Origin of the sequence: Flavimarina sp. Hel_I_48 (genome assembly GCF_000733945.1) — a bacterium.
In the GTDB taxonomy this organism is placed as follows: Bacteria; Bacteroidota; Bacteroidia; order Flavobacteriales; family Flavobacteriaceae; genus Leeuwenhoekiella.
On the sequence record NZ_JPOL01000003.1, the window covers coordinates 149,460 to 172,299 of the forward strand.

The window sequence follows — 22,840 nt, forward strand, 5'->3', positions numbered from 1 at the left end:
TTCATCCTTATAATTAGAAATTGTAAAACCCTGATGATCTTTATTAACAGTAAGATCACTTGTCTCTAAATAATTTTCAGAAACATCTTCTGGCTGACAATTATAGAAAATAGAAAATGAATGAGTTAATAAAAGTTGGTAGAAAAATCTGGAATTCTGGTACTATTTTTCCATGGTTATTTTTACAAGTTATAACCAAATGTAGATTTTACTTACGTTAATAAATCACTAATATTTCGCTGATTATTTATCAACAAAAATTCACGAAAATTTGAATGATTATGGCATTAATCAATAATTCTCCACCCACTCCCGTGCATTTACAAAAGCTTCCAGCCACGGACTCACTTCATCTTTTCTTCCTTTGGGATAATTAGCCCAGTTCCATTGAAATGTTGAACGTTCTATGTGCGGCATGGTAACTAAATGTCTGCCTGTTTTATCGGTCATCATGGCGGTGTTGTAGTCGCTGTTGTTTGGATTTGCGGGATAGGAATCATAACCATATTTAGCCACGATTTTATAGTTTTCTTCCGTAAGCGGAAGGTGAAATTTCCCTTCCCCATGGGAGATCCATACGCCCAGCGTGGTACCTGCCAATGATTTTAGCATTACAGAATCATTTTCTGCAATTTTTACGCTTGTAAATCCGCTTTCGTGTTTGTTGGAATCATTATGCTGCAGTTTGATCTTCTCGCCGTGATCGGGGTTGATCAGGTCGAGTTCGGCAAAAAGTTGGCAGCCGTTGCAGATCCCTACAGAAAGTGTATCCTCACGCGCAAAGAAGTTTTTGATCACCGCATTCGCCTTATCATTGTAGCGTATCGCACCTGCCCAACCTTTAGCCGAGCCCAAAACATCAGAATTTGAGAATCCGCCCACAGCACCAAGAAACTGTATATCTTCCAGCGTTTCGCGGCCTTCAATAATATCGGTCATGTGAACGTCTTTTACATCAAAACCGGCGAGATACATGGCGTTTGCCATTTCCCGTTCTGAATTACTGCCTTTTTCACGTAAAATAGCTGCTTTTGGACGTGATTTTGAGGTGTTTAGGAAAGGTTTTTTACCAGTGAAATGCGCCGGAAACTCATATTTCAGTTCCTGTTTGTCAAAATTTTGAAAACGGTCTTCTGCAAGGTTATTGGCGGTTTGCTTTTGATCTAATAAATAGGAGGTTTTGAACCATTTTCGTCGTAAAGAGGGAATATTTAGGCCTATCTCTACTGAATTCTGCTTTATTGTTACTTTTTCGCTGGTATTTACGCTTCCAATTTTATGGAAATCAATGTTTTGTTTGTTTAAAAACACTTCTAATTGTGCGTCGTTTGCCGCCTGGAATACGATCCCGGCATTTTCTGCGAAAAGGATTTTGATCAGGTCTTTTTCAGCAAAGGCTGAAAAATCATAGGCTGCACCCAGATTATTTTCTGCAAAGCACAATTCTAATATCGTGGTGATCAATCCGCCAGAAGCCACATCGTGACCGGCAACAATCAAATTATTTTTGATCAGATTTTGTACCGCGTCGAAAGTTTTTGCGAACGCTTTATTATCTAAAATACCTGGCGCTTCGCTACCTATTTTAGATTGTGTTTGCGCAAAAGAAGAACCGCCCAACTTAAAGTCGCCCTGTGAGAGATTGATGTAATAAATACTTCCACCATCGGCCTGTAAAACAGGTTCGATCACGTTGTTGATGTCTGAACATTCACCCGCCGCGGAAATGATAACCGTGCCCGGTGCAAGCACATCGCCATCAGTATATTTTTGTTTCATGCTTAGGGAATCCTTTCCCGTAGGAATGTTGATTCCCAGGTCTATCGCAAATTCAGAAACAGCCTGTACCGCTGCATACAAGCGCGCATCTTCGCCGGCATTATTACAAGGCCACATCCAGTTTGCTGAAAGGGAAATGGATTTCAACCCATTTTCAAGCGGTGCCCAGATAATATTGGTTAGCGCCTCGGCGATGCTGTTTTTACTTCCGGCAGCGGGATCTATTAAACCGCTCACGGGAGCGTGGCCAATGGAAGTCGCGATGCCCAGATTTGATTTAAAATCAAGCGCCATGACGCCCAGATTGTTTAATGGTAATTGCAGGCTGCCCACGCATTGCTGCTTGGCAACGCGCCCACCCACGCAACGGTCTACTTTGTTGGTTAGCCAGTCTTTACAGGCCACAGCTTCAAGTGTTAGTAGCGCATCAATATAATCATGAAAATCTGCCAAATCATAGTCAAAATCGGTGTATTTTCGGTCTATTTTAGTATCGTTCATGACTGTTTTTGGCGAACTTCCAAACATATCATGCAGGTCAAGATCCATGGGGGAATCCTGTGTGGTTTTCGATTTAAAGGTGAAACGATGATCGCCGGTCACATCACCTACGGTGTACATGGGCGAGCGTTCGCGATCTGCAATGCGCTTAAGGGTCTTGATTTGTTCTGCATCAATCACAAGGCCCATACGTTCCTGGGATTCATTGCCTATAATTTCTTTCGCAGAAAGGGTGGGATCACCCACTGGCAGTTGATCAAGATCAATTTTTCCGCCGGTTTCCTCAACAAGTTCACTAAGACAGTTTAAATGGCCACCCGCGCCGTGATCGTGAATGGAAACAATGGGATTGTGATCACTTTCCACCATGCCACGAATGGCATTGGCTGCACGTTTTTGCATTTCTGGGTTGGAACGCTGTATGGCATTCAGCTCAATCCCTGTGCTAAAAGCACCTGTATCTGCCGATGAAACCGCGGCACCGCCCATACCAATGCGGTAATTATCACCTCCTAAAATGACAATTTTATCTCCTTTTTGAGGCGTATCCTTCAAGGCCTGGTCCTTTTTGCCATAACCGATACCACCGGCCTGCATGATCACTTTATCATAGCCCAGTTTTCGGACTTCTGTATTCGTAGAAGAGCGGTCACTGAGATCCGTCGAAGTGTCATGCTCAAAAGTAAGTACCGAACCGGCAATGAGCGGTTGACCAAATTTATTTCCAAAATCTGAAGCCCCGTTGGAAGCTTTGATCAGGATATCAATAGGGGACTGGTACAGCCATTTACGGGCCGGCATGGATTTCTCCCAGGGTTTCTCTTCTTCAAGTCGGGAATACGCGGTCATATAAACGGCCGTACCAGCCAGTGGCAACGAACCTTTACCGCCTGCGAGCCTATCGCGAATCTCACCGCCGGCACCGGTTGCCGCACCGTTGAACGGTTCTACGGTAGTGGGGAAATTGTGGGTTTCCGCTTTGAGCGAAAGCACACTTTCAAATTCTTTTTCGGTATAAAAATCGGGTTTATCGGCTGTTTTTGGGGCAAATTGGGTGATTTTTGGACCTTCCACAAAAGCCACGTTATCTTTATAGGCGGAGACAATTCCATTTGGATTTTCTTCCGAAGTCTTTTTGATCATTTTAAATAGGGAAGAGGGCATTTCTTCACCATCTATAACAAAAGTTCCATTGAAAATTTTATGCCTGCAGTGCTCGGAATTTACCTGACTAAAGCCAAAAACTTCAGAATCTGTCAATTTACGCTCTATACGCAGGGCAACGCCTTCAAGATATCCTATTTCGTCCGGGCTCAGCGCCAGGCCTTCCTGCTCGTTGTATGCCGAGATATCCTCTACGTGAATAATCTCTTCAGGAACAACGGCGACCTGAAAAATCGCTTGGTCCAGTTTTGCATATTCCTGCGAAATCATGGGATCAAATGCTGCCTTGCCAGCTACAAATTCTTCGATCCTGATAATATCGGCAATCCCCATGTTCTGGGTGATTTCAACCGCATTGGTGCTCCAGGGGGTGATCATCGCAGCGCGCGGACCAATAAAAAAAGCGTCAATTTGAGACGCTTGTATTTTGGGCTGGTTGCCAAAAAGCCAGATAAGCTTTTCGATGGTTTCCTGTTGAAGTTCGTTCCTGGTTTGAACCGCGTAAACCTTAATGTCCTGAGAACCGAAAAAATGAATCATAAGTAAGTCGTGCTAAAGAAGCGGCAAATTTATGATTTTATGCTGAAAAAGAGAGGAAGTTCTTTGCGGAAAAATGATTTTGGGAAAGCTGTAAATTGTAGGATGTATACTGTAAATTGTTATATTGGATGCTGAGTTTTATATTTTGAATTATTTATTTCCGAAAGTAATATCATCCTGAATTTATTTCAGAATTTCACTTAAAGAATTTCTTATGCAATGCGGAACTAAATCCAGCATTACGAAATCAAAACAGTTTAAATTTTTTAATAACTGATTATCTCCAATAACTTTCAACTCGCAACCTGCAACAAAGAACCCTATTCTTTTTTATCCTTTTTTACCATAAGGCACATATAAAAGCCGTCATAGCCGCTTTCACTGGAAAGTACCGTTTTTTGTTTCTCGATACTGAAATCACTTCCTTCTTCGGTTTTAAGGAATTTCTTGATTTGTTCCTGATTTTCTGCTGGGAGGATAGAACAGGTGGCGTACACCATTTTTCCGCCGGCTTTAACCATTTTTGAATAGTCAATTAGCAAACTTTGCTGGGTTTTCTGAATTTTCTCGACAAAATCTGGCTGCAATTTCCATTTGGCATCTGGATTTCTGCTTAAAACACCCAGACCGGTACATGGTGCGTCAATAAGCAAGCGATCTGCTGAATTATGTAGTTTCTTGATGACCTTGGTACTGTCTATCGTTCGGGTTTCAATATTATGAACACCGGCACGGCGGGCGCGGCGTTTTAGTTCTTTAAGTTTATTGCCATAAATATCAAGTGCGATTATTTGACCTTTATTATCCATTTGGGCGGCTAAATGCAGCGTTTTTCCACCGGCACCAGCGCAGGCATCTACTACACGCATCCCCGGTTCTATACCTAAATAAGGCGCCACAAGTTGGGACGATGCATCCTGAACTTCAAAAAGTCCGTCCTTAAAGGCTTTTGTAGAAAACACATTTCCGCGTTCTATGAGTTGGAGCGCATCTTTATAGGCCTTCAGATTTTCTGTATCGTGACCTTCTTCCAACAGCAGGTCTTTAAGGGTTTTAGGATCTGTTTTTAGCTGATTGACCCTTAAAACCACCGGCGCTTGTTGATTGAGAGCGGCAATTTCTGCATCCCATTTAGAGCCAAGTGCTTTCTCGCCCAATTCATCCAGCCAGTCTGGAATGGATTCCCTGTATTTCCTGATCTGTGAAAGTTCGTCAAAGCGGCCTTTTATCCTTCGGGTAGGGGTATCCTCGATTTGTGGCCAGTCTGGCAATTTTATTCCGCGAAGCGTACACCACACGGCAAACATACGCCACAGGTCTTTTCGCTGCAGGGGTTCGTTCACCTCCGCGATTTCTGCATACAGGCGCTTCCAACGTACAATGTCGTAAATGGTCTCTGCAATAAAACCACGATCGCGTGCGCCCCAACGTTTATCACGTTTGAGCTGTTTCTGAACAGATTTATCAGCGTAAACGCCTTCGTTGAAAATTTCCAGAAGACCGTCGATAACGGCAAAAACAAGGTTGCGGTGTAGGCGCATGATTATGGTTTTAAAATGGCCGCAAAGGTACAGTTTTGTTAAGGAATAGTTTTAACTTCCCAGAAAATTTAAAGTATGCGAGTTCTACTTGGGTTATTGACCTTTTTACTAGTTGCGGGGTGTGCAGAGAATAATGAAACCGATACTGGTAAAACGCATGATTTTCAAAGTGTTGCTGTAGATGTTATCTATGAAGATTCGGTGAGTATCAGGACGCTTGAAATTCTTGATGATGGGAGTTTGGCATTTGCTGGTTCTGACGGTAAATATGGCCTTTACGACCCTAAAACAGAACAGTGGAATACTAATACGATCCTGGGGGACACCGTTAACCCTTCCTTCAGGGCGACTGCCCATACATCCACAGATTTTTTTATGTTGAGCATCGGCAACCCGGCCTTGCTTTATAAGACCGGTGATGATGGACGTATGCAATTGGTTTATGCGGAAGAAAATCCGGCGGTTTTTTACGATTCCATGAAATTCTGGAACGATGAGGAAGGTATTGCCATGGGCGATCCTACAGACTCCTGTTTATCCATTATCATAACCCGGGATGGCGGAAAAAGCTGGAATAAAATAACTTGCGATAAGTTACCTGAAGTTAAAAGCGGTGAAGCGGCATTTGCGGCGAGCAATACAAATATTGCCACGGTAGGGAACAAAACCTGGATTATCACCGGCGGACTTAAATCCCGCGTTTTTTATAGTCCTGATAAAGGAGAAACCTGGGAAGTTTATTCCACACCCATTGTGCAGGGTACGCCCACACAAGGCGGTTATTCCATTGACTTTTATGATGAAAATACAGGTTTTGTAATTGGTGGGGATTATACCCAGGTCGAAGAAAATAAAGCCAATAAAATGAGTACGCAGGACGGAGGAAAAACATGGCAATTAGTTGCAGAAAACAAATCACCGGGATATACGAGTTGTGTACAGTTTGTACCACAAGGCGGAGGCAATGAACTCGTAGCCATAGGGTCTACAGGAATCAGCTTTAGCGCAGATCAAGGTGAATCCTGGAAACAGCTGAGTGATGAGGGTTTTCACACTTTTCGGTTTATTAGCGATTCTACAGCCTATGCAGCAGGCGATAACCGTATAGCGCATATCACCTTTCAAAATTAGAAGGAGACCTTCAGTTTATGGTTCTTCGTTTTTATTCCTTTTTTTGTATTCTTCAAAAAGCATCCTGCTGAAAGCATCTTCCACTTCTGGAAGAAATACGATTTTTGAAGGAGGAAGTTTTTTAATAAGGTCATACATCATTTGCTTTTCCAGTAAATGACGTTTGTCCCGGGTATCATTGTAATTCTTGATCAGCTTTTCAGATTCTACTTCGTTCAATTTTTTTCTATTGCCTTCACTGTTGTATTTTTCCTTAAAAAGTTCTTTTTCTTTGTGCCGCAGTGTATGGATCTTATCATCGTACGTATTGTAAATAGGCCAGAATTTTTCGGCTTCCGCGGGGGTTAATTCCATTTTTTCAGTAATAAAGGACACTTTTAAAGCTTTTATGCGTTCATGTTTATCATTATCCTGCGCATAAGCCTGAGAGAAAAAAGAACAAAAAAGCGCTAAAAATAGAACTTGGGAAAAGCTCGATGTAATGAATGATCTACTCATTCTTTCCAGACATGAAAAAATAGTATCGATTTTACTTTTTACTAAAATGATCTTCTTAGTGCTCATAACTGTATTTTTTATGTCTATTGACCAGACAAGTTTTGTGCAAATTCAGCATCATACAACTGCTCATCGATCATTTCAAAAAGCAGGTCATCGCTCATGGTAAAAGATTGAAAAAGAGTACTATTGTCTTCTATCGTACTCAAATCCTCTTCAGAGAGAAGTTCCTGTATCCCTTCGTGAATAAGATAATCGCTTAGCGCGGTCGAACTTAAATTATCAAGCGTGTTTTCTTTTTCAGGGTTCCATAGAAACAAAAACGCGATAAATACAGCAGCTACTGCAGATAAGAAACAAGCCGCTGCCCGTCTATCCTGATACCATAATTTGACAACCTTTTTATCTTCAAGTTTATCTTCTAAACGAACATCGAAATTTTCAAAATAAGCTGGCGGCACTTTAAAACCGTTCTCTTTAGTACTACTAATTCCTGAAAGCATTTGGTTTTGCATCAAACGCTCTTCAAAAGTATTAAAGTAGCCTTGCGGTATTTTAAAGCCCCCGTTTTTAATATCTTTTTCCTGTTTGTTCATTTTTTTTAGACGTCCTGTAAGCGTTAAGGTTTAATGTTCTACAACGTATTTTGATATTTTTTTTACTGCGTGATGATAACTGGCCTTAAGCGAACCCACAGAAGTTTCTAAGATTTCCGAAATTTCAGAATAGGGCAGTTCATCATAATATTTCAGTAAAAAAACCTGTTTTTGCCGCTGCGGAAGCATATTTATGGCATTTTGTAACTTTTCTTCGGCAGCATTCCCATCAAAATAGGGATCACTCTTAAGATTTTCGGTAAGTCGGTTTTGCAACTGTTCATCGCTCAACTGCAATCTGCGTGCCTTTTTTTTTAAAAAGGTGAGGCTTTCATTAGTAGCGATTCTGTAAAGCCAGGTATATAGCTGACTTTCACCTTTGAAATTATGGAGGTTTTTAAAAACTTTTATAAAGGTATTCTGAAGTACATCATCTGCGTCATCGTGGGAGACAACCATTCGTCGTATATGCCAATAAAGCCTTTCTTTATATTCACTAACCAGGATGTTAAATTGATCTTGCAAATGTCTTGTTTTATGAAAGCAACATTATCGAACTAAGGGGCATCTATATACTATAATGTAGGACAAAGTTCGGTATCATCAATGGAATTTTCAAACAGAAATGAATATCGAAAGATATAAGCTTTATGTATAAAAATAATTTAAAATGCGAATTAAAATTAATAAGAATTTTGAATGAAAAACCTGCGGAAAATTACCAAATTCGATATAATTTGTATAGTTGAACAGTATTTTCGGCACCTCAAATTAAAATGTTCGATCCTATTTTAAAATTAACAATTTTTGAAAATTATACTAATGAAAAAAGCGCATTCTCTTTATCCAGAATTTCTCTAGATGGAATATAAATATCAGCCTCAATGATCATTGACCTTATAAATCGAAAAATCTGAGTTTTAAGATCTATCATAACGCGTGTTATAACAATACCGTAACTGGGCGACAGTGCAAAATTTGAACAGATTTCATTCAATTTTGGAAATAACGCGATCAAATTTACATATAAATGAAATAGATAAACTAGGACATCAATCAATGCTAAGACCTGCATTAGAAGTTTATCTGCCCACTCTAGAACTTATCTTTCTGGCAGTGCCACGTTGTTTATTTACTTTTCCCACTATAGCGTATTCAAAAGTATAAGAATCGCTTGAAGTAGAAAGTATTTTGAAATGGAGCGCTTGACGCTCACTTCTGTTTGTTGGATTGATCTTATTTGCGATATACTCACAGTCGTTGATCCACCGTATGCTTGAAGAATCTGCTTTCCCCTGATAATAATCAATTTCCAGAGTATCGCTGCGTGTAAATGTAGTTTTACTGACCTCCCCGTTTAAATAGGTTTCAAATTCAAAAGTGCCAGTCTTGAAGGAGTCGCAATTTCGCTCTGGTGCGTAACAGCCAACGCTTAAAATGGCTATAAAAATACCTACAATGCTTTTTCTAACGTTCATCGCCTCAAAATTACGATTATTCTGATTCTTGCAGAAAGCCTTATGGTTCGTTTTTAGAAGAAAAAGGAAAGCGAAATCCCAAAAAAAAATGTGCTGGTAATATAATTCTGCCTGAGAATAACCCAGGGCGCTAGAACCGGTTCAATTCCTTATAATTTTCAAAGGTACCGTCAGAATAAAACACCACAATCCTATCTATTTGTTTGTCCGCAATATGATGTATGCGTTTAATTTCACTTTTTTCTCCTAAAAAAGAAGATTCATTGTTTGTATCATCCTCTTCAGTATTAAAAAGATCGGGATTTTTTTGATGTGAAGCTTCTTTAATGACAGCCTTGCTTTTTTTCGGAAAACTACCTTTTCCATTAAGGAGCCAGTAAAGCTCAACTTCAGGAAAATTTTCAATGATCCGCATCACAAAATCCAGGCTCGGTTTGTTACGTCCTGATAAAATATGCGATATGGAAGAACGTCCTACATCAATACGATCTGCAAATGCAGATGCCGTCATCTCGTGGAAATCCATGATTTTTTCCAGACGTACACCAAATTCCTCGCTGTTTACCATTGTAAATTCTTATTCAATTTCAACTGTTACAAATGTAACGAATAAAAGGCAATTAACTATTTTACATTTGTGAACAACACCTGCACATCTAAATAAAACCGAACTATAAGCCTAAATAAAAGCTTTATGTAAATTTATTTAATAAACTAATTCATAGTGAATTATCTTAAAAAATAGTGCTTAAAGGAATATTTCCTAACGGAAGGTTTATAGCGTTGAACAGTTTGTTTATTTATGTAAACAGCCCTGAATTAATCTGTCGTTTACAAATGTGAAATAAAGAATATTTACATTTGTAAATAAATTTTATATGGATTTTCATAGCCTAGAACACTGGCACCAGAACAATAAAGAACAAGCCTTAGCGGGGCGCTATATCACCCATGAACATATTCAACGGGTTCTTGACACGTACAAAACCAATTTTGTCATAAGGGAGATTGGATTTTCTGTTGAGGGAAGGAATATTCAGAGTATCCAGTTGGGCTCTGGCCAGCTTAAAGTACTTGCCTGGTCACAAATGCACGGTAATGAGAGTACAACTACCAAAGCCGTATTTGATCTCCTCAAATTTTTCAGTTCGGAAAGCGCCGAGGCAGCTACTATTCTGAAACAAATTACCTTATATATCATACCCATGCTGAATCCAGATGGTGCCGAGCGCTTCACCCGTGTAAATGCCAATGGAGTGGATCTTAACCGTGATGCCCAACAGCTAAGCCAACCAGAAAGTAGGATTTTTAAGGAGCTTTATGAGGAAATACAGCCTGATCTGGCCCTAAACCTGCATGGACAGCGTACCATTTTTGGTGTAGGCAATCCGTCACGGTCTGCAACAGTTTCTTTACTGTCACCTGCCCAGGATGAAGAACGAACCGTAACACCGTCAAGAAAGCGCGCTATGGCGATCATAGCAAGTATAAATACGATGCTCCAGGAATTTATTCCGGCAGGGGTGGGGCGTTATGATGATTCCTATAATATAAATTGTGTGGGGGATACGCTACAGTGCCTCAACATACCTACCATTCTCTTTGAGGCAGGTCATTTTCCGGGGGATTACCACAGGGAAAAAACACGTTGCCTTATCTTTCTGTCTTTAATAAAGACGCTGGAAAATTTTATAGATAGTCCTGAAAGCCTTGATACTGATTCTGAGCGTTATTTTACCATTCCGGAAAATAAAAAATGCTTTTACGACTTTATATTTCGCAATGTCCAGTTGCCTGAACAGGGAATATGCGATATAGCGGTGCATTTTGAAGAAAAACTGGTCAATAAATGTCTTGATTTCATCCCTAAAATCGAAAAAATAGGCGATTTATCGGACTTTTATGGTCATAAAGAATATAATTTAAATGGACAAAAACCGCTTTTAAAGCCCCATAATCAGTGGTTTGAAGGGGCTGTGGTAGAACAAATCTCATGGAATAGTGAAAAGACTATAACGTTTTCGGTAAATTAGACTAAAACCTTGTGAATTATTCATTGTAATTATAGTATTTTTGCATTATACATAATTAAACGATTAAATAATGGCAAAATTTAAATTAGACGAGGTCGACCATCAGATTCTCGATATGCTGATTGAAAATACCAGAACCCCATTCACTGATATTGCAAAGAAATTGCTTATTTCTGCAGGTACCGTCCACGTACGTGTAAAAAAAATGGAAGAAGCGGGAATCATCATAGGTTCTTCACTTACCCTTGATTATGGTAAGCTGGGATATTCATTCATAGCCTATGTGGGGATCTATATCAACAAAACGAGTCAGACCACCTTTGTGCTTGAACGCATCAATGAGATTCCTCATGTAACCGTTGCACACGTCACCACTGGAAAGTTCAATATTTTCTGTAAAGTGCGCGCGAAGAATACAGAGCACGCTAAAAATATCATCTTTAAATTAGATGACATTGAAGGTGTTTACCGTACCGAAACCATGATCTCCCTTGAAGAGAGTATCAACGATAAAAAACGACTTATGCACTCTATATTTCAGGATTTATAGTGCATTTTTATTATTTTAAAAAAACCCTTTGGCTTTTCAGCCAGAGGGTTTTTTTTTATTCTTATATTAACCTTCGTACAGAGGCTTGCCTCAACCAAAAAAACGAATTACTTTTAAGCAAGATCCTTATGGGGTCTTTTTTAAAGTTACCAAAAACCACTTTATGTCAAGACAACCCAAACTAGAACGTTTCAATAATCAGGTAAAGGCCAAGTATCAGGTCTATAATAGCCTTTTCCTAACATTGCCCTTTCATGGAATAACAGATACAGGGGTTTTACTTCCCTTATTTGACAGCATTTGTACACGCGGCTACGATAAGCATTACGATCCCACACAAATAGTAAACTACTTTTTTGAAAAATATCAGCGGGACGTCGCTACAGAGGATCGCTATGATCTTTTATTCCGTTTTATTCAATATATAGAACGCCAGGTGGTTCTTTTTGATGCCATTGAGGATGCTTCGTACCGGGAGGTGAACAATATGGATGGTCGCGGTACCCTGCGCAATATAAAAGAGGAGGCTATCGCCCAGAATAAAACACACGAACTAAAGGAATATCTTTCCCATTTTAAGATCAGACCGGTGCTCACAGCGCATCCTACCCAGTTTTATCCCGGGGCTGTTTTAGGTATCATCAATGATCTGAGCGCGGCGATCAATGCCAATGATCTTGAAATGATCAAAAAGTTACTTTCTCAATTGGGTAAAACCCCATTCTTCAAAAAAGAAAAACCTACCCCATATGATGAAGCGGTAAGCCTGATATGGTACCTTGAGAATGTCTTTTATAAAGCATCAAGTTATATATTCAATTACCTACAGCAGAATTTGTTTACGGATGGGGAAATTGATAACGAAATCATAGACTTGGGCTTCTGGCCCGGTGGTGACCGTGATGGCAATCCTTTTGTGACCACAGATACCACGCTGCGCGTTGCTTCCAGGTTGCGTAAAACGATCATCAAAAATTATTATCGCGATGTACGGGAAATACGCCGGCGTATTACGTTTGTAGGTACTGAAAAGCCCCTGGAAGATATTGAACATCGGCTTTACGGAAGTATATACCATCCTGAAGAAAAACTTCAAATTACCAAAGAAGAACTGATCAATACCCTCAAGGAAGTCAGGGAGCTCGTTGTTGCCAGACATGAGAGCCTTTATGTTGAAAAGCTGGACGATCTTATCAATAAAGTGCATATGTTCGGTTTTCACTTTGCGACTTTAGACATTCGTCAGGATAGCAGTATCCACCAGCATGCCATGGAGGAGATCGTGAAGCATACAAGGGCAAACGGTCAGCATCTTTTTCCTGAAAATTATACAGAGCTTGGTGAGGACGCTAAAATTGAAGTGCTACAAAACGTTCACGGCAAACTGGATGCTGCTGCCATTGAAGATGATATTACCAGAAAAACCATTGAGTCTATTTACGCCATGCAGACCATTCAGAGTCGTAATGGCGAACAAGGATGTAACCGCTACATTATCAGCCATAACGAGACCAAAATGGATATGATGGAAGCCTTCGCCATGATTCACCTAACGGGGTGGGAACAACCTCCCGTTGATATTGTGCCTCTTTTTGAGACCGTGCCAGATCTTAAAGTCGCCCACGAAGTCATGGAAGGACTTTATAAAAATCCGGAATATGCCAAACACCTTGAAGCGCGGGGTAATAGACAGACCATAATGCTAGGGTTTAGTGACGGTACTAAAGATGGTGGTTATTTAATGGCCAACTGGAGTATTTTCAAAGCCAAAGAAATGCTTACCCAGGTTTCGCGTGAACACGGTATAAAGGTTATTTTCTTTGATGGTAGGGGAGGACCACCGGCGCGTGGTGGTGGTAAAACACATCAATTTTACGCGTCTCTGGGCAACACGATAGAAGATCAGGAAATACAGCTTACCGTACAGGGACAGACGATTAGCTCGAATTTTGGTACGCCAGATTCCTGCCAGTATAACCTGGAGCAATTGCTGAGTTCCGGTATATTCAACGGTATTTTTGCCGAAAAACAAAAGGCTTTTCCAGATCAGGAGCGTAAAACGATGGAAGAGTTGGCCGAAGTAAGCTATAAAACCTATTCTGACTTTAAAGCCCATCCTAAATTTCTTAGCTATCTGGAGCGCATGAGCACGTTGAAGTATTATGCGAAAACAAATATAGGCAGCCGCCCAAGCAAACGCGGTACGAGCGATAAACTTGATTTTTCTGACTTACGTGCCATTCCATTTGTGGGATCGTGGAGCCAATTGAAACAAAACGTACCTGGTTTTTACGGTGTGGGTACCGCTATTGAGCATTTTGAGAAAAACGGTAATTTTGATAAAGTTCAGGCTTTATATGATAATAGTTTGTTTTTCAGAACCTTGCTTGAGAACAGCATGATGAGCCTTACCAAATCCTTTTTTGAATTGACCGCCTACATGCAAAAAGATGAGGAATTCGGGGAATTCTGGACGCTTATACATGATGAATTTGAGCGTACAAAACGCGTACTCCTTAAACTTACTGGTTTTGAGACCCTAATGCAGGAAGAGCCTGCCGGTAGGGCTTCCATTCAGGAACGAGAACGCATTGTGCTGCCCTTATTAACCATACAGCAATTTGCCCTTAAGCAGATTCAGCAGCTTGAAAAAGATCCTGATGCCGATCAGAAAAAACTGGAGATGTTTGAAAAAATGGTTACCCGCTCCTTGTTCGGAAATATTAATGCAAGCCGAAATTCTGCATAAGGCAGGATGGGCAAATTTATATCCGGCAATATGACTATTGGTATGCATATCCTGAATTTTGTCCGGAATATAAAATGTAACTGAATTAAAACGAATCCCGTTCATAGACCATGAACGGGATTTTTTATTGAAATAAAAGTAAGATTATGACCAGAAAAGAGTTGGGTGCCAATGAATTTAATCCGTTTTACGGAACGTATATCGATCAGGTTGATGAAAATTTGTCGCTTGTAGAAGCATTGACCGCCGGTAAAAAAAACACGATCAAATTCCTTAAAAAAATACCCGAAAACAAGCTAAAATCGGCTTATGCGGAAGGAAAATGGACCATTTTAGAGGTAATTCTGCATATTATTGATACCGAACGTATTTTTAACTATCGTGCGCTTTGTATAGCCCGTGGCGATAAAACAGCGTTTCCTGGTTTTGAGCAGGACGATTATATCGCTCCTTCCAAAGCGAATGAAAGAAGTTTCGAATCTTTGCTGGAAGAATATGAAGCTGTGCGCAACGCCAGTATGGTTCTTTTTAAAAATTTGCCTCCAGCAGCACTTACAGCAATAGGTGAAGCCAGTAAAAGTAAATTGTCTGCACGTGCCGCTGGTTTTATTATGGCAGGTCATGAAAAGCACCACTGCAACATCATCACTGAACGTTATTTATAATAAGAACCTACTTCTTGATAAGTTTAAAACTGTTTTCTTTTGCTCCCTGAAGCACGGTAATGAAGTAAACACCATTTTTCAAAGTACTGAAATCAATGGACTGTTCTTCATCCAAACGCATTTGCTCAACAGTTTTTGCCATGACTTTTTGACCCAATATGTTGTGCACTTCAATTCTCAGCGCTTCGGCCGGTACATCTTCAAGCAATTGGACGTAAAGGGTCGTATTGACTGGATTGGGATAAACGGAAACAAAGGCCGACTTTTTCTCCATATTTTCTATGGATAAAGTCGGTTTTTTGAGTTCAAAGGAAGTGGACCATGTTTTATCGGTTGGGTTCCAGTCCCCGTTAAGTCCACCATTGGTAATTACCAGTTGGTCATCAAATATCTTTGAGGACGGACCCACGATTTCAGCCGGTAAGGTTCCAATTTCCCGCCAGGTATTCGTTTCCGGGTCATATGCGGTAATACGGTTATAGAAATAGTGTTTGCCCCTGCGGCCACCCACAATGATAATCTGATCATCATAAACGATAGTGCCAGGCTCAAAGTGGGAACGTGCATAGGGGAGTGCCTGCTTTTCAGACCAGGTTTTCGTGTTTGGGTTGTACGCGTGCACCGCTTTTTGATCTACGATTTCCCTGTCATGCCCATGCTGACCACCTATGGCATAAAGCATTCCGTTTACGAGGGCCGCACTAAAATGGCCCCGGGGATTTGGCATGGACGGTGCCGACTTCCAGTTTTTTTCCGCGGCAGCGACATTGAGTACAAAATGATCACCAGAATCGGTTTGCCGGTCAGGATAAAAACCACCATAATAATGTAAAAGTCCGTTATAAAATACCGCTCCGCCACCAGCACGTTTTTTGGGTAGGGAAGGGCCTTCGCGCCAGGTATCTGTTGCAACATTATAAATCTGAACTTTGTTTGTGCCTTCTCCCGGGTTATCATCTATAAAACCGCCTACGATCCAGAGTTCGCCATTGATCAATGCAGTCGCGCCATGCGTTACGGCAACGGGAATGGGCCTGCCGGTAGACCAGCTGTTTGTCGCCGGCGTGTAAATTTCGGTGTCATTAAGGATCGTGTAGCCTTTTGTAAAACCAGCGATCAATACCAGCTGATCACCCACCTGTACGCACTGCGGTTCAATTTTTTTAGAAGGGGAAGGCGCTTTGTTTTTCCATTCATAGGAATAAGGAGCACCATCCCGAGCATCAACCGGGCGCTTGTAAAAAAGCTCAATTGCAGAAATTTTTGGATGATCCGTGTTGCCGTAAAGGTCAAGGTCCAGGACACCGTCGTGCACCGCTACGGAATATTTTTTGATCACCGCGGTCATGGAACCTACTTCTTTAATAATATCAAAGTTAGAAAGCAACCATTGCTCTTCAAGCGCTACGCTAAAGTTACGCTTACCATTTCCCCCGGAAGCGCCTCCCGTGGCCCCCCAGAAAATCTCGGCAAAGTGAAGCCTGACTTCATAAATACCATTAGGGACATCTATCGCATAACCAAAACCATCTGCACCTGCCTGCGCGCTGCGCTCCGTCTTATACAGCGCATCCCTGGTTGTATTCTTTATATCCTTAATGGAATTGTTTTGATATCTTTTACTTTCACCGGAATAGTTTTGATCTGCCTTAAAAACAGTCCCGTCGTAGGTCAGCTGACCTCCACCGCAGTTGATATGCAATTCAAATACTTCATTTACTGAAGGTTGTTCAACAGCCGAAGTGGGGTCTGGGACATTTTTAAATGAGGGATGGGCATGGACTGTATTATAAGTACAGATCCATATACCTAAAATCAGAACGATTCTGGTGTATTGATAATTCATGTGAAGTTGGGTCTTTAAAAATCAACCGTTATGGTTTATTTTCAACTCAAAAATAAATGTTTCAGGAACCCTTTCTATTAAAATAGACTTAATTATTTCCGATAATGTGCGTAATTCTTACGCTATTTTACACTGAAAATCTCCTGAATTTCTCGTATTTCAGGTCGAAAATGACCGATTTTAGCCTAAAAAGTAGCCCTGTATGATAATATTCTGCTAAATGTGAGGGTAGGGGATTTGCTGAAAAGAATTATCCATTAACTTTAATAAAAATCAACTTATGAAAAAGCAGGAAAACACAAAAAAACATGCGGACTTTCAAGATAGCTACAGGCAGTCCTCAAATTTCAATAGTTCCGTTAAAGATGAAGATTTTAAGATCAAAAAGAACGGAAAGCTAAAACTTGAAAAGGAAGAGGAAAAGGATTCTTTAGAAGGCACTGATAAAGAACGTATCAATGATGCCCTGGAAGGTGTGAAAAAGCATAAATAATCAGGACAGCTTTTAGAAGCAACTTAAAGTCATTTGAGTATTTTACTTGTGGCTTTGGGCGTTTCCCTGCAGGTCGGGCTTTACGTTATAATCTTTTTGCTCGTACCTCACAAAAAGGCCTATTTCCGGAAGGGATAAACCAATTTGCTTCAATCCCTAACGCAAACCTCGATCCCAGCGTATAGAATTTACAAAAGGCCATTGCGCATTGCGTTTATGGCTCTTTTTTTGCATACTTCTTATAAAAAAGTTATGAAAAAAATTCATTTTTTTACCACAGTGTTACTGATCTGTTTTGGAATTTCCCTTATAAGCTGCGGAATTTCTAAAAACAAAAGTACAGCAGAGGGAACAAAAAGCGAAAAAGCGAAAAACGTGCAGCAATGGCTTGATGCCCAATCGTATGAGGTTAACTCGGATTTTGCCATGCCTATGAACACCGCTGCGGTAAGTGCGGTTTTAAACAGCAATATTTTGGGACCGGGGAATAATTCAGCACAGATCAACCTTATAGGCAATCCCAATTTTGTAAAGATCAAGGGGGACAGTATTTATGCAGGACTTCCTTATTTTGGCGAACGCCGAATGGGAGGGGGGTACAACAGCCGGGAAATGGGCATCACCGTAAAAGGACTGATACAGGATTATAAAACCAATACTAAAAACGAAGCTACCATCGTAACTTTTAACGCTGATGATACGCAGGGCAACGAGAATTATAACTTTATACTCAACATTTTTCCCAATCAAAATGTAAGTATGTCTGTAAACAGTACGCAGCGCACAACCATTCAATATCGTGGGACGATTCGCGCTATAGAAGAAAAACCTGAAACCAAAAAATAGCATCGTAAACACTAATAAAAGAGTAAAATAGCCAATTATTATGTAAAATAGAACGATTTAATTTTGCTGGTATATGAAAAAACGGAGCATACCTTTATAAAAGATATGCTCCGTTTTACTTTTAACTTATACAAGCGCTTTACCCGCGAATACTAGTCATTGTTATAGGTAAATGTATAAGTAGTTATCTCGCCTTCCCTGTTTTCGGTCATGGTTCTTGGGAAATTAGAATCGGTGTAGGTGTAGGTATATATAGCGTTTTCCTTAAAAAATCCTGTTGGACGATCTTCACTTAATATATTATTCAAAGAGAATTGTGCTGGATAATTATTTTCAGAGTCGATCGTTACTAATATTTCGCGCTGCTCAATATTTTGAAAAAACCCCTTATTATTATCATAGGTATATGTGGTAATGTATGAACTTCCTTGATCAGCCTTTACCATATTACCATTGCGAAGCGTATTAATACTGTCTTCGTAAAGATCATCATCATTTATAAGTGAATTGGTAATTTCAGAATTATCTTCATTATAACTTAATGCATACGTATTGGTACTTGCGTTTGCTATATCTGTGACAATCGTATCCACACGGCCTTGTGCGTCGTAGGTATACGATTCTAAAATTTCTACCTCGCCATCAGCATCATAAACATTGTTTTCTATTATAAGGCCATCTTCATAAATGTAATCCCGATAGCCATCTATAAATTCTGTTTTTATAAGCTTCATACCGTCATAGCTAAAGCGTACAACTTCTATCTCGCCGTCTGGGTTAACGACATCAACCTGAACAGGAAGAATATTTGAGGTATCTGTGATCGTGGGGGCGTCGTCAGAATTGCTCTCGCAAGATGTTAACGATGTAAATGCCATTGCCAAAACGGCAACCGTGTAAAGTACTTTTTTCATTTGGGGTCTATTTGATTAGTAGCCGGCAAAACTAGTTTTTTCCTTTTTAAGCCTTGTTATTTTGGGTTTTCGACTAGATAAACGGCAGTATCATACATTAGAAAGCCTGGGCTTAATTGTTTTACAAAATATGATACAGGTAGCTCGACGTAGTATTTTCAGGGATTTGCAAATACCACTAGAATATTTTGAGAAACTTTTTTGCCGAAATGTGCGGGTGCCGTTAATCGAAGGTAGTATGGAAGAAAATGAGGATAATGGATATTCTAAACTATTCTATTTTACATAATATAAGTTATAGAACAAAAGTAGTTATTCATTATTGTGGTGCGAATCTTCTTTTGTAACCAAATTAAAGAGATTGTAAACTACTAAATAACTGCTTCAAAATAAATTGAAACTTCGAATTTGGAATATACTATTGATCTGTAGCAGATAGAATATAAACTGCACCGTATCCTGGTCCTAATAATGTGCAAGCAAAATATTCGCTCTTTTTCAATTCTCTAATATGTACTTGAATATCTTTTCCTTTCACTTTAAATTCATTTGGTAAGTTTACCGCATAAAAAGTATTGTCAAATGTACTGGGCAATCTTGTAGAATTCTCAGTAAGTTTTATAAGAAATTTATCCCTACAGTCTACGCCAGTACCTAGTACTACAGCATTTAGTAGCTCATCCTTTGAATTATCATCATCTCCACTACATGAAATTAGTAAAAATATAAAACTAATAAACAGAACATTAAATTTTCTCATACTATCATTTCTTGAGCGTTCCTAAAATGCTGACTTATAAATAGTAACCTAAACTAAGCGAATATTTTGGAATAAACAAGAGGGAAATTTTGAATTTCAGATTAATATGACTTTTTGTACTACTTTAAAATTTGCGTATTCTGTACTAAGAGCAATAAATTTTCAAATACGCGATTGTCAGAGATTTTAAAAATCATGATTTGAGTCTATAAAGAACTTTGAAATTTAAAAATCTTTGTGAGTTTACTTAAATCAATTAGATTGAAATTACCAATACCTTTAGTTTCCTCTTCAAAATTTTCATCTCTTTCTCCAAATGACGCAAAGACTATAGACTGACCATTAATATAGCTTGATAATTCCTTTAAAAAGTTATTCATATCTCTGTTAGCCATATCGTGTTGAGAAGGTTCATCAAACACTAATAAACTTGGATGATTCGAATTGAATTTAACAGAAGTTTTATACAAAGCAGACGTATATGCCCATATAGCTCTAACAAAATCACTTGCAGAAGAATTATGTTTTAGCTTTCCTTCGATTTTCTTTTCCTCTTGTCTATCATCAAAATTTTTAACCAAATTTAGACCTTGAACTGTTGGAAAATATCCGTCATAAGGTATAGAAATTTCATCTACCTCATAACTTCGATAATTAAACTTACTCAATAATTGCTTGAATTCTATATTGAAATATTTCATTTTCTGAAAATCTAATGGAGAATAAAAACTACCAGGTAAATCCTTAATCTCTCCTAATATTTTAGTGTACTTTTTTGAGAGAGTTCTAAAATCGTTTATTATAGAATCTGTTTTAATTTGTAGTCTTTTATAATGTTTGAATTGAGTTTCCAATCTAATTCTTCTTTCTATTTCAAATTGTGATGGAATTCTATCATCTGATACTAATTCTCTATTAATAGATTTTAAAGTTGAGCGACTCTTTCTGACATAATCTTCTAATCGTTCTAATTTTGCCTTTAATTTTATCAAACTATCTTCCTGTCCCGAAATGAATGTTGTATACATTTCTTTCTGAGCCTTTAGATGTTCTATATTCTCGTCTAATCTCATGTAATCTTGGTCGATTTCTTGCGGTAAGAGTGTGTCTTTAATACTTTGACTACATGTCGGACAATTTTCTGTAGGTAAAGTCAAATTTACTTGACTTGCAAAATCATTTACTTTTTTCAAAGCAATATAATTTTCTAAATCCTTAATGGTATTTGAATAATCTCTTTTATATTCTTTTAGCTCTCTTGATAAAATAACAATATCATTATTAGTATTTTGCTTTTCAACATTAGCATAAGATATCTGTTCACTTATTTTCTTGGAACGAAGACTTAATTTCTCTGTATTCTCTCCAGTAGTTGGTACATCTTTCCTGTTAGATGCATCTAATTCACTTTTTACTATGCTTAAATATTCATTTATATTTTTATATTCACCATCTTCAACTAACCTTCTGATATATATATTATCTTCTGGTTTTATAATGAATGCATCAGAATCGATACCCTGTATCTGAAAAGATTCACTACTTAATAAATCTTTAAAGTCAAGAAATTTTTGTTCCCATTGATGTTCAATTATCTTCTTATTAAAATTTAGTTTCGTTTTCTTTTTTTGGTTTTCTAAAACATCTAAATTTAAAATAAACTCAATAACTTTTGATTTTGGGTCTCTTATTTTATAATAAGGTATGGTGGATAAAAAGTCTGACCAACCATTTTTTTGTTCAATAGTAAATGATGGAAAAAGTGCTTGTAAATAAAGCTTTCTTTCTGATCCATCTGTATAATTGACTTTAGGTAATGATATACCTAAAAACTTTTCTAAATATGCATGAAAACCAAACTCTTGATTCTGAGCTGCATTCTTATCGTGTAAATACATTTCCAAATAATCTATATCGGACTTTACATTATTATTAGTTATGAGGCTACCATTATAAACCTTAATATATCTTGGATCAAACTTTTCATTTACGATGTATCTCAGTATCGTAATAATTTCACCTTTTGAATTTTCTATTTCAAGAAGAACGTTTGATTCTATAATTGGGATAGTTTCATGACCAACAATAATTTTTTCTTTAAGGACATATTGTAAAGCTGCTGTGTTTTTACCACCAATAAGTTCTTCCATCCCTAAGCCATAAAGTAGACTTTGAAAAATAGTACTCTTACCAGAAGAATTATTTCCTCTTATAATATTTAAACCTTTTTTAAAAATAAATTTGTTTCCAAAAAGACCTTCCTTATTAATAATATTTATTCTTAACCCATTGATCTTTATCATTTCCAGTCTTTTGCTAATTTGTCAATTTTTGAGTCTGAAACTATTTTGCCATATCTATTTAAAATCATTTTTTCATTTGAATATGCTTCCTCAATTGAATCTATTTTTGTCAAGTATTGTTTTCCTTTTAAAGTAAGGGTATATTTTCCTTTCTCCTCTTTTAATAATTTTTCACCTATAGCAAATGCAATTGCTCTATTAACATGTGGAGACAAAGTCCAAATACTCATTTCTGATTCAAAATCACTAGATATCCATTTCATTAATTTTTTTTTGTTTTTATAACTTTGAAAAACCCAAGAAAAAAGATGTAATTTCAATAACGAACATCCTGCAGTCGAAGCACCATCTCTAATAACTAATAACAATTGACCAATTTTCCATATTGGACGATAATCAGCTGTTTGAGCTATTGGTCTTCTTTTGAAAAATACTTCATCTTTTTCTCTCATT

19 protein-coding genes are annotated in these 22,840 nt (G+C 38.5%); 7 read left to right on the plus strand and 12 right to left on the minus strand.

Going from position 1 to position 22,840, the window contains the following annotated elements; all coding sequences use genetic code 11:
• Positions 1–291: 291 nt before the first annotated feature.
• Both purL and P162_RS16540 read right to left on the minus strand, forming a co-directional pair.
• Entirely contained in the window at positions 292–3,984 is a 3,693-nt protein-coding gene (purL, locus tag P162_RS16535; protein WP_031428973.1) for a phosphoribosylformylglycinamidine synthase, read from the minus strand.
• A gap of 320 nt (positions 3,985–4,304) precedes the next feature.
• Positions 4,305–5,525, minus strand: coding sequence for an RsmB/NOP family class I SAM-dependent RNA methyltransferase (locus tag P162_RS16540; protein WP_031428976.1), 1,221 nt, complete (start codon positions 5,523–5,525; stop codon positions 4,305–4,307).
• A 75-nt stretch (positions 5,526–5,600) separates the two neighbouring features.
• On the opposite strand from P162_RS16540, the gene P162_RS16545 reads away from it, so the two are divergent.
• Positions 5,601–6,656 (plus strand): WD40/YVTN/BNR-like repeat-containing protein, encoded by a 1,056-nt coding sequence (locus P162_RS16545; protein ID WP_031428978.1) that lies wholly within the window; start codon positions 5,601–5,603, stop codon positions 6,654–6,656.
• A gap of 15 nt (positions 6,657–6,671) precedes the next feature.
• On the opposite strand, the gene P162_RS16550 is transcribed toward P162_RS16545, so the two are convergent.
• The 5 genes from P162_RS16550 to P162_RS16575 all read right to left on the minus strand — a co-directional run bounded on the left by P162_RS16550 (position 6,672) and on the right by P162_RS16575 (position 9,796).
• The gene (locus tag P162_RS16550) at positions 6,672–7,220 is read right to left on the minus strand and encodes a hypothetical protein (RefSeq protein ID WP_051908123.1); all 549 of its coding nucleotides are present in this window, start codon (positions 7,218–7,220) and stop codon (positions 6,672–6,674) included.
• 17 nt (positions 7,221–7,237) lie between these two features.
• Positions 7,238–7,750: a hypothetical protein gene (locus P162_RS16555; RefSeq protein WP_051908125.1), complete on the minus strand. Its 513-nt coding sequence runs from the start codon at positions 7,748–7,750 to the stop codon at positions 7,238–7,240.
• Positions 7,751–7,780: 30 nt separating this feature from the next.
• Complete coding sequence (locus P162_RS16560) at positions 7,781–8,275, minus strand: RNA polymerase sigma factor (RefSeq protein WP_035917587.1); 495 nt, start codon at positions 8,273–8,275, stop codon at positions 7,781–7,783.
• A 557-nt stretch (positions 8,276–8,832) separates the two neighbouring features.
• Positions 8,833–9,228 carry a hypothetical protein gene (locus tag P162_RS16570; RefSeq protein WP_031428986.1) on the minus strand — a complete coding sequence of 132 codons (396 nt, stop codon included), beginning with the start codon at positions 9,226–9,228 and terminating at the stop codon, positions 8,833–8,835.
• Between the two features lie 130 nt (positions 9,229–9,358).
• On the minus strand, positions 9,359–9,796 hold the full coding sequence (locus P162_RS16575) for a helix-turn-helix domain-containing protein (protein WP_031428988.1): 438 nt from the start codon (positions 9,794–9,796) through the stop codon (positions 9,359–9,361).
• A gap of 310 nt (positions 9,797–10,106) precedes the next feature.
• Here P162_RS16575 and P162_RS16580 point away from each other — a divergent pair, with 310 nt between their 5' ends.
• The 4 genes from P162_RS16580 (at position 10,107) to P162_RS16600 (ending at position 15,225) form a co-directional block, all read left to right on the plus strand.
• Complete coding sequence (locus P162_RS16580; protein ID WP_031428990.1) at positions 10,107–11,261, plus strand: M14 metallopeptidase family protein; 1,155 nt, start codon at positions 10,107–10,109, stop codon at positions 11,259–11,261.
• Between the two features lie 70 nt (positions 11,262–11,331).
• A complete protein-coding gene (locus P162_RS16585; RefSeq protein WP_031428991.1) occupies positions 11,332–11,811 on the plus strand; it encodes an Lrp/AsnC family transcriptional regulator in 480 nt (159 codons plus the stop codon).
• 163 nt (positions 11,812–11,974) lie between these two features.
• Positions 11,975–14,560, plus strand: coding sequence for a phosphoenolpyruvate carboxylase (locus tag P162_RS16595; RefSeq protein WP_031428994.1), 2,586 nt, complete (start codon positions 11,975–11,977; stop codon positions 14,558–14,560).
• 146 nt (positions 14,561–14,706) lie between these two features.
• Positions 14,707–15,225, plus strand: coding sequence for a DinB family protein (locus P162_RS16600; protein WP_031428996.1), 519 nt, complete (start codon positions 14,707–14,709; stop codon positions 15,223–15,225).
• Positions 15,226–15,232: 7 nt separating this feature from the next.
• Here the strand turns inward: P162_RS16600 and P162_RS16605 are convergent, their stop codons facing one another.
• On the minus strand, positions 15,233–17,071 hold the full coding sequence (locus tag P162_RS16605; protein ID WP_031428998.1) for a malectin domain-containing carbohydrate-binding protein: 1,839 nt from the start codon (positions 17,069–17,071) through the stop codon (positions 15,233–15,235).
• Between the two features lie 280 nt (positions 17,072–17,351).
• Between P162_RS16605 and P162_RS16610 the strand changes: the two genes are divergently transcribed.
• Both P162_RS16610 and P162_RS16615 read left to right on the plus strand, forming a co-directional pair.
• Entirely contained in the window at positions 17,352–17,564 is a 213-nt protein-coding gene (locus P162_RS16610; RefSeq protein ID WP_031429000.1) for a hypothetical protein, read from the plus strand.
• A 252-nt stretch (positions 17,565–17,816) separates the two neighbouring features.
• Entirely contained in the window at positions 17,817–18,410 is a 594-nt protein-coding gene (locus P162_RS16615; protein ID WP_081868491.1) for a DUF4251 domain-containing protein, read from the plus strand.
• Between the two features lie 152 nt (positions 18,411–18,562).
• On the opposite strand, the gene P162_RS16620 is transcribed toward P162_RS16615, so the two are convergent.
• The 4 genes from P162_RS16620 to P162_RS16635 form a co-directional block, all read right to left on the minus strand.
• Positions 18,563–19,324: a hypothetical protein gene (locus P162_RS16620; RefSeq protein WP_031429004.1), complete on the minus strand. Its 762-nt coding sequence runs from the start codon at positions 19,322–19,324 to the stop codon at positions 18,563–18,565.
• Positions 19,325–19,742: 418 nt separating this feature from the next.
• Positions 19,743–20,084: a hypothetical protein gene (locus P162_RS16625; RefSeq protein WP_031429005.1), complete on the minus strand. Its 342-nt coding sequence runs from the start codon at positions 20,082–20,084 to the stop codon at positions 19,743–19,745.
• Between the two features lie 206 nt (positions 20,085–20,290).
• Positions 20,291–22,387, minus strand: coding sequence for a hypothetical protein (locus tag P162_RS16630; RefSeq protein ID WP_031429007.1), 2,097 nt, complete (start codon positions 22,385–22,387; stop codon positions 20,291–20,293).
• Positions 22,384–22,839, minus strand: coding sequence for a hypothetical protein (locus P162_RS16635; protein WP_031429009.1), 456 nt, complete (start codon positions 22,837–22,839; stop codon positions 22,384–22,386). Before P162_RS16635 ends, P162_RS16630 begins: the two co-directional genes overlap by 4 nt.
• Position 22,840 lies beyond the last annotated feature (1 nt).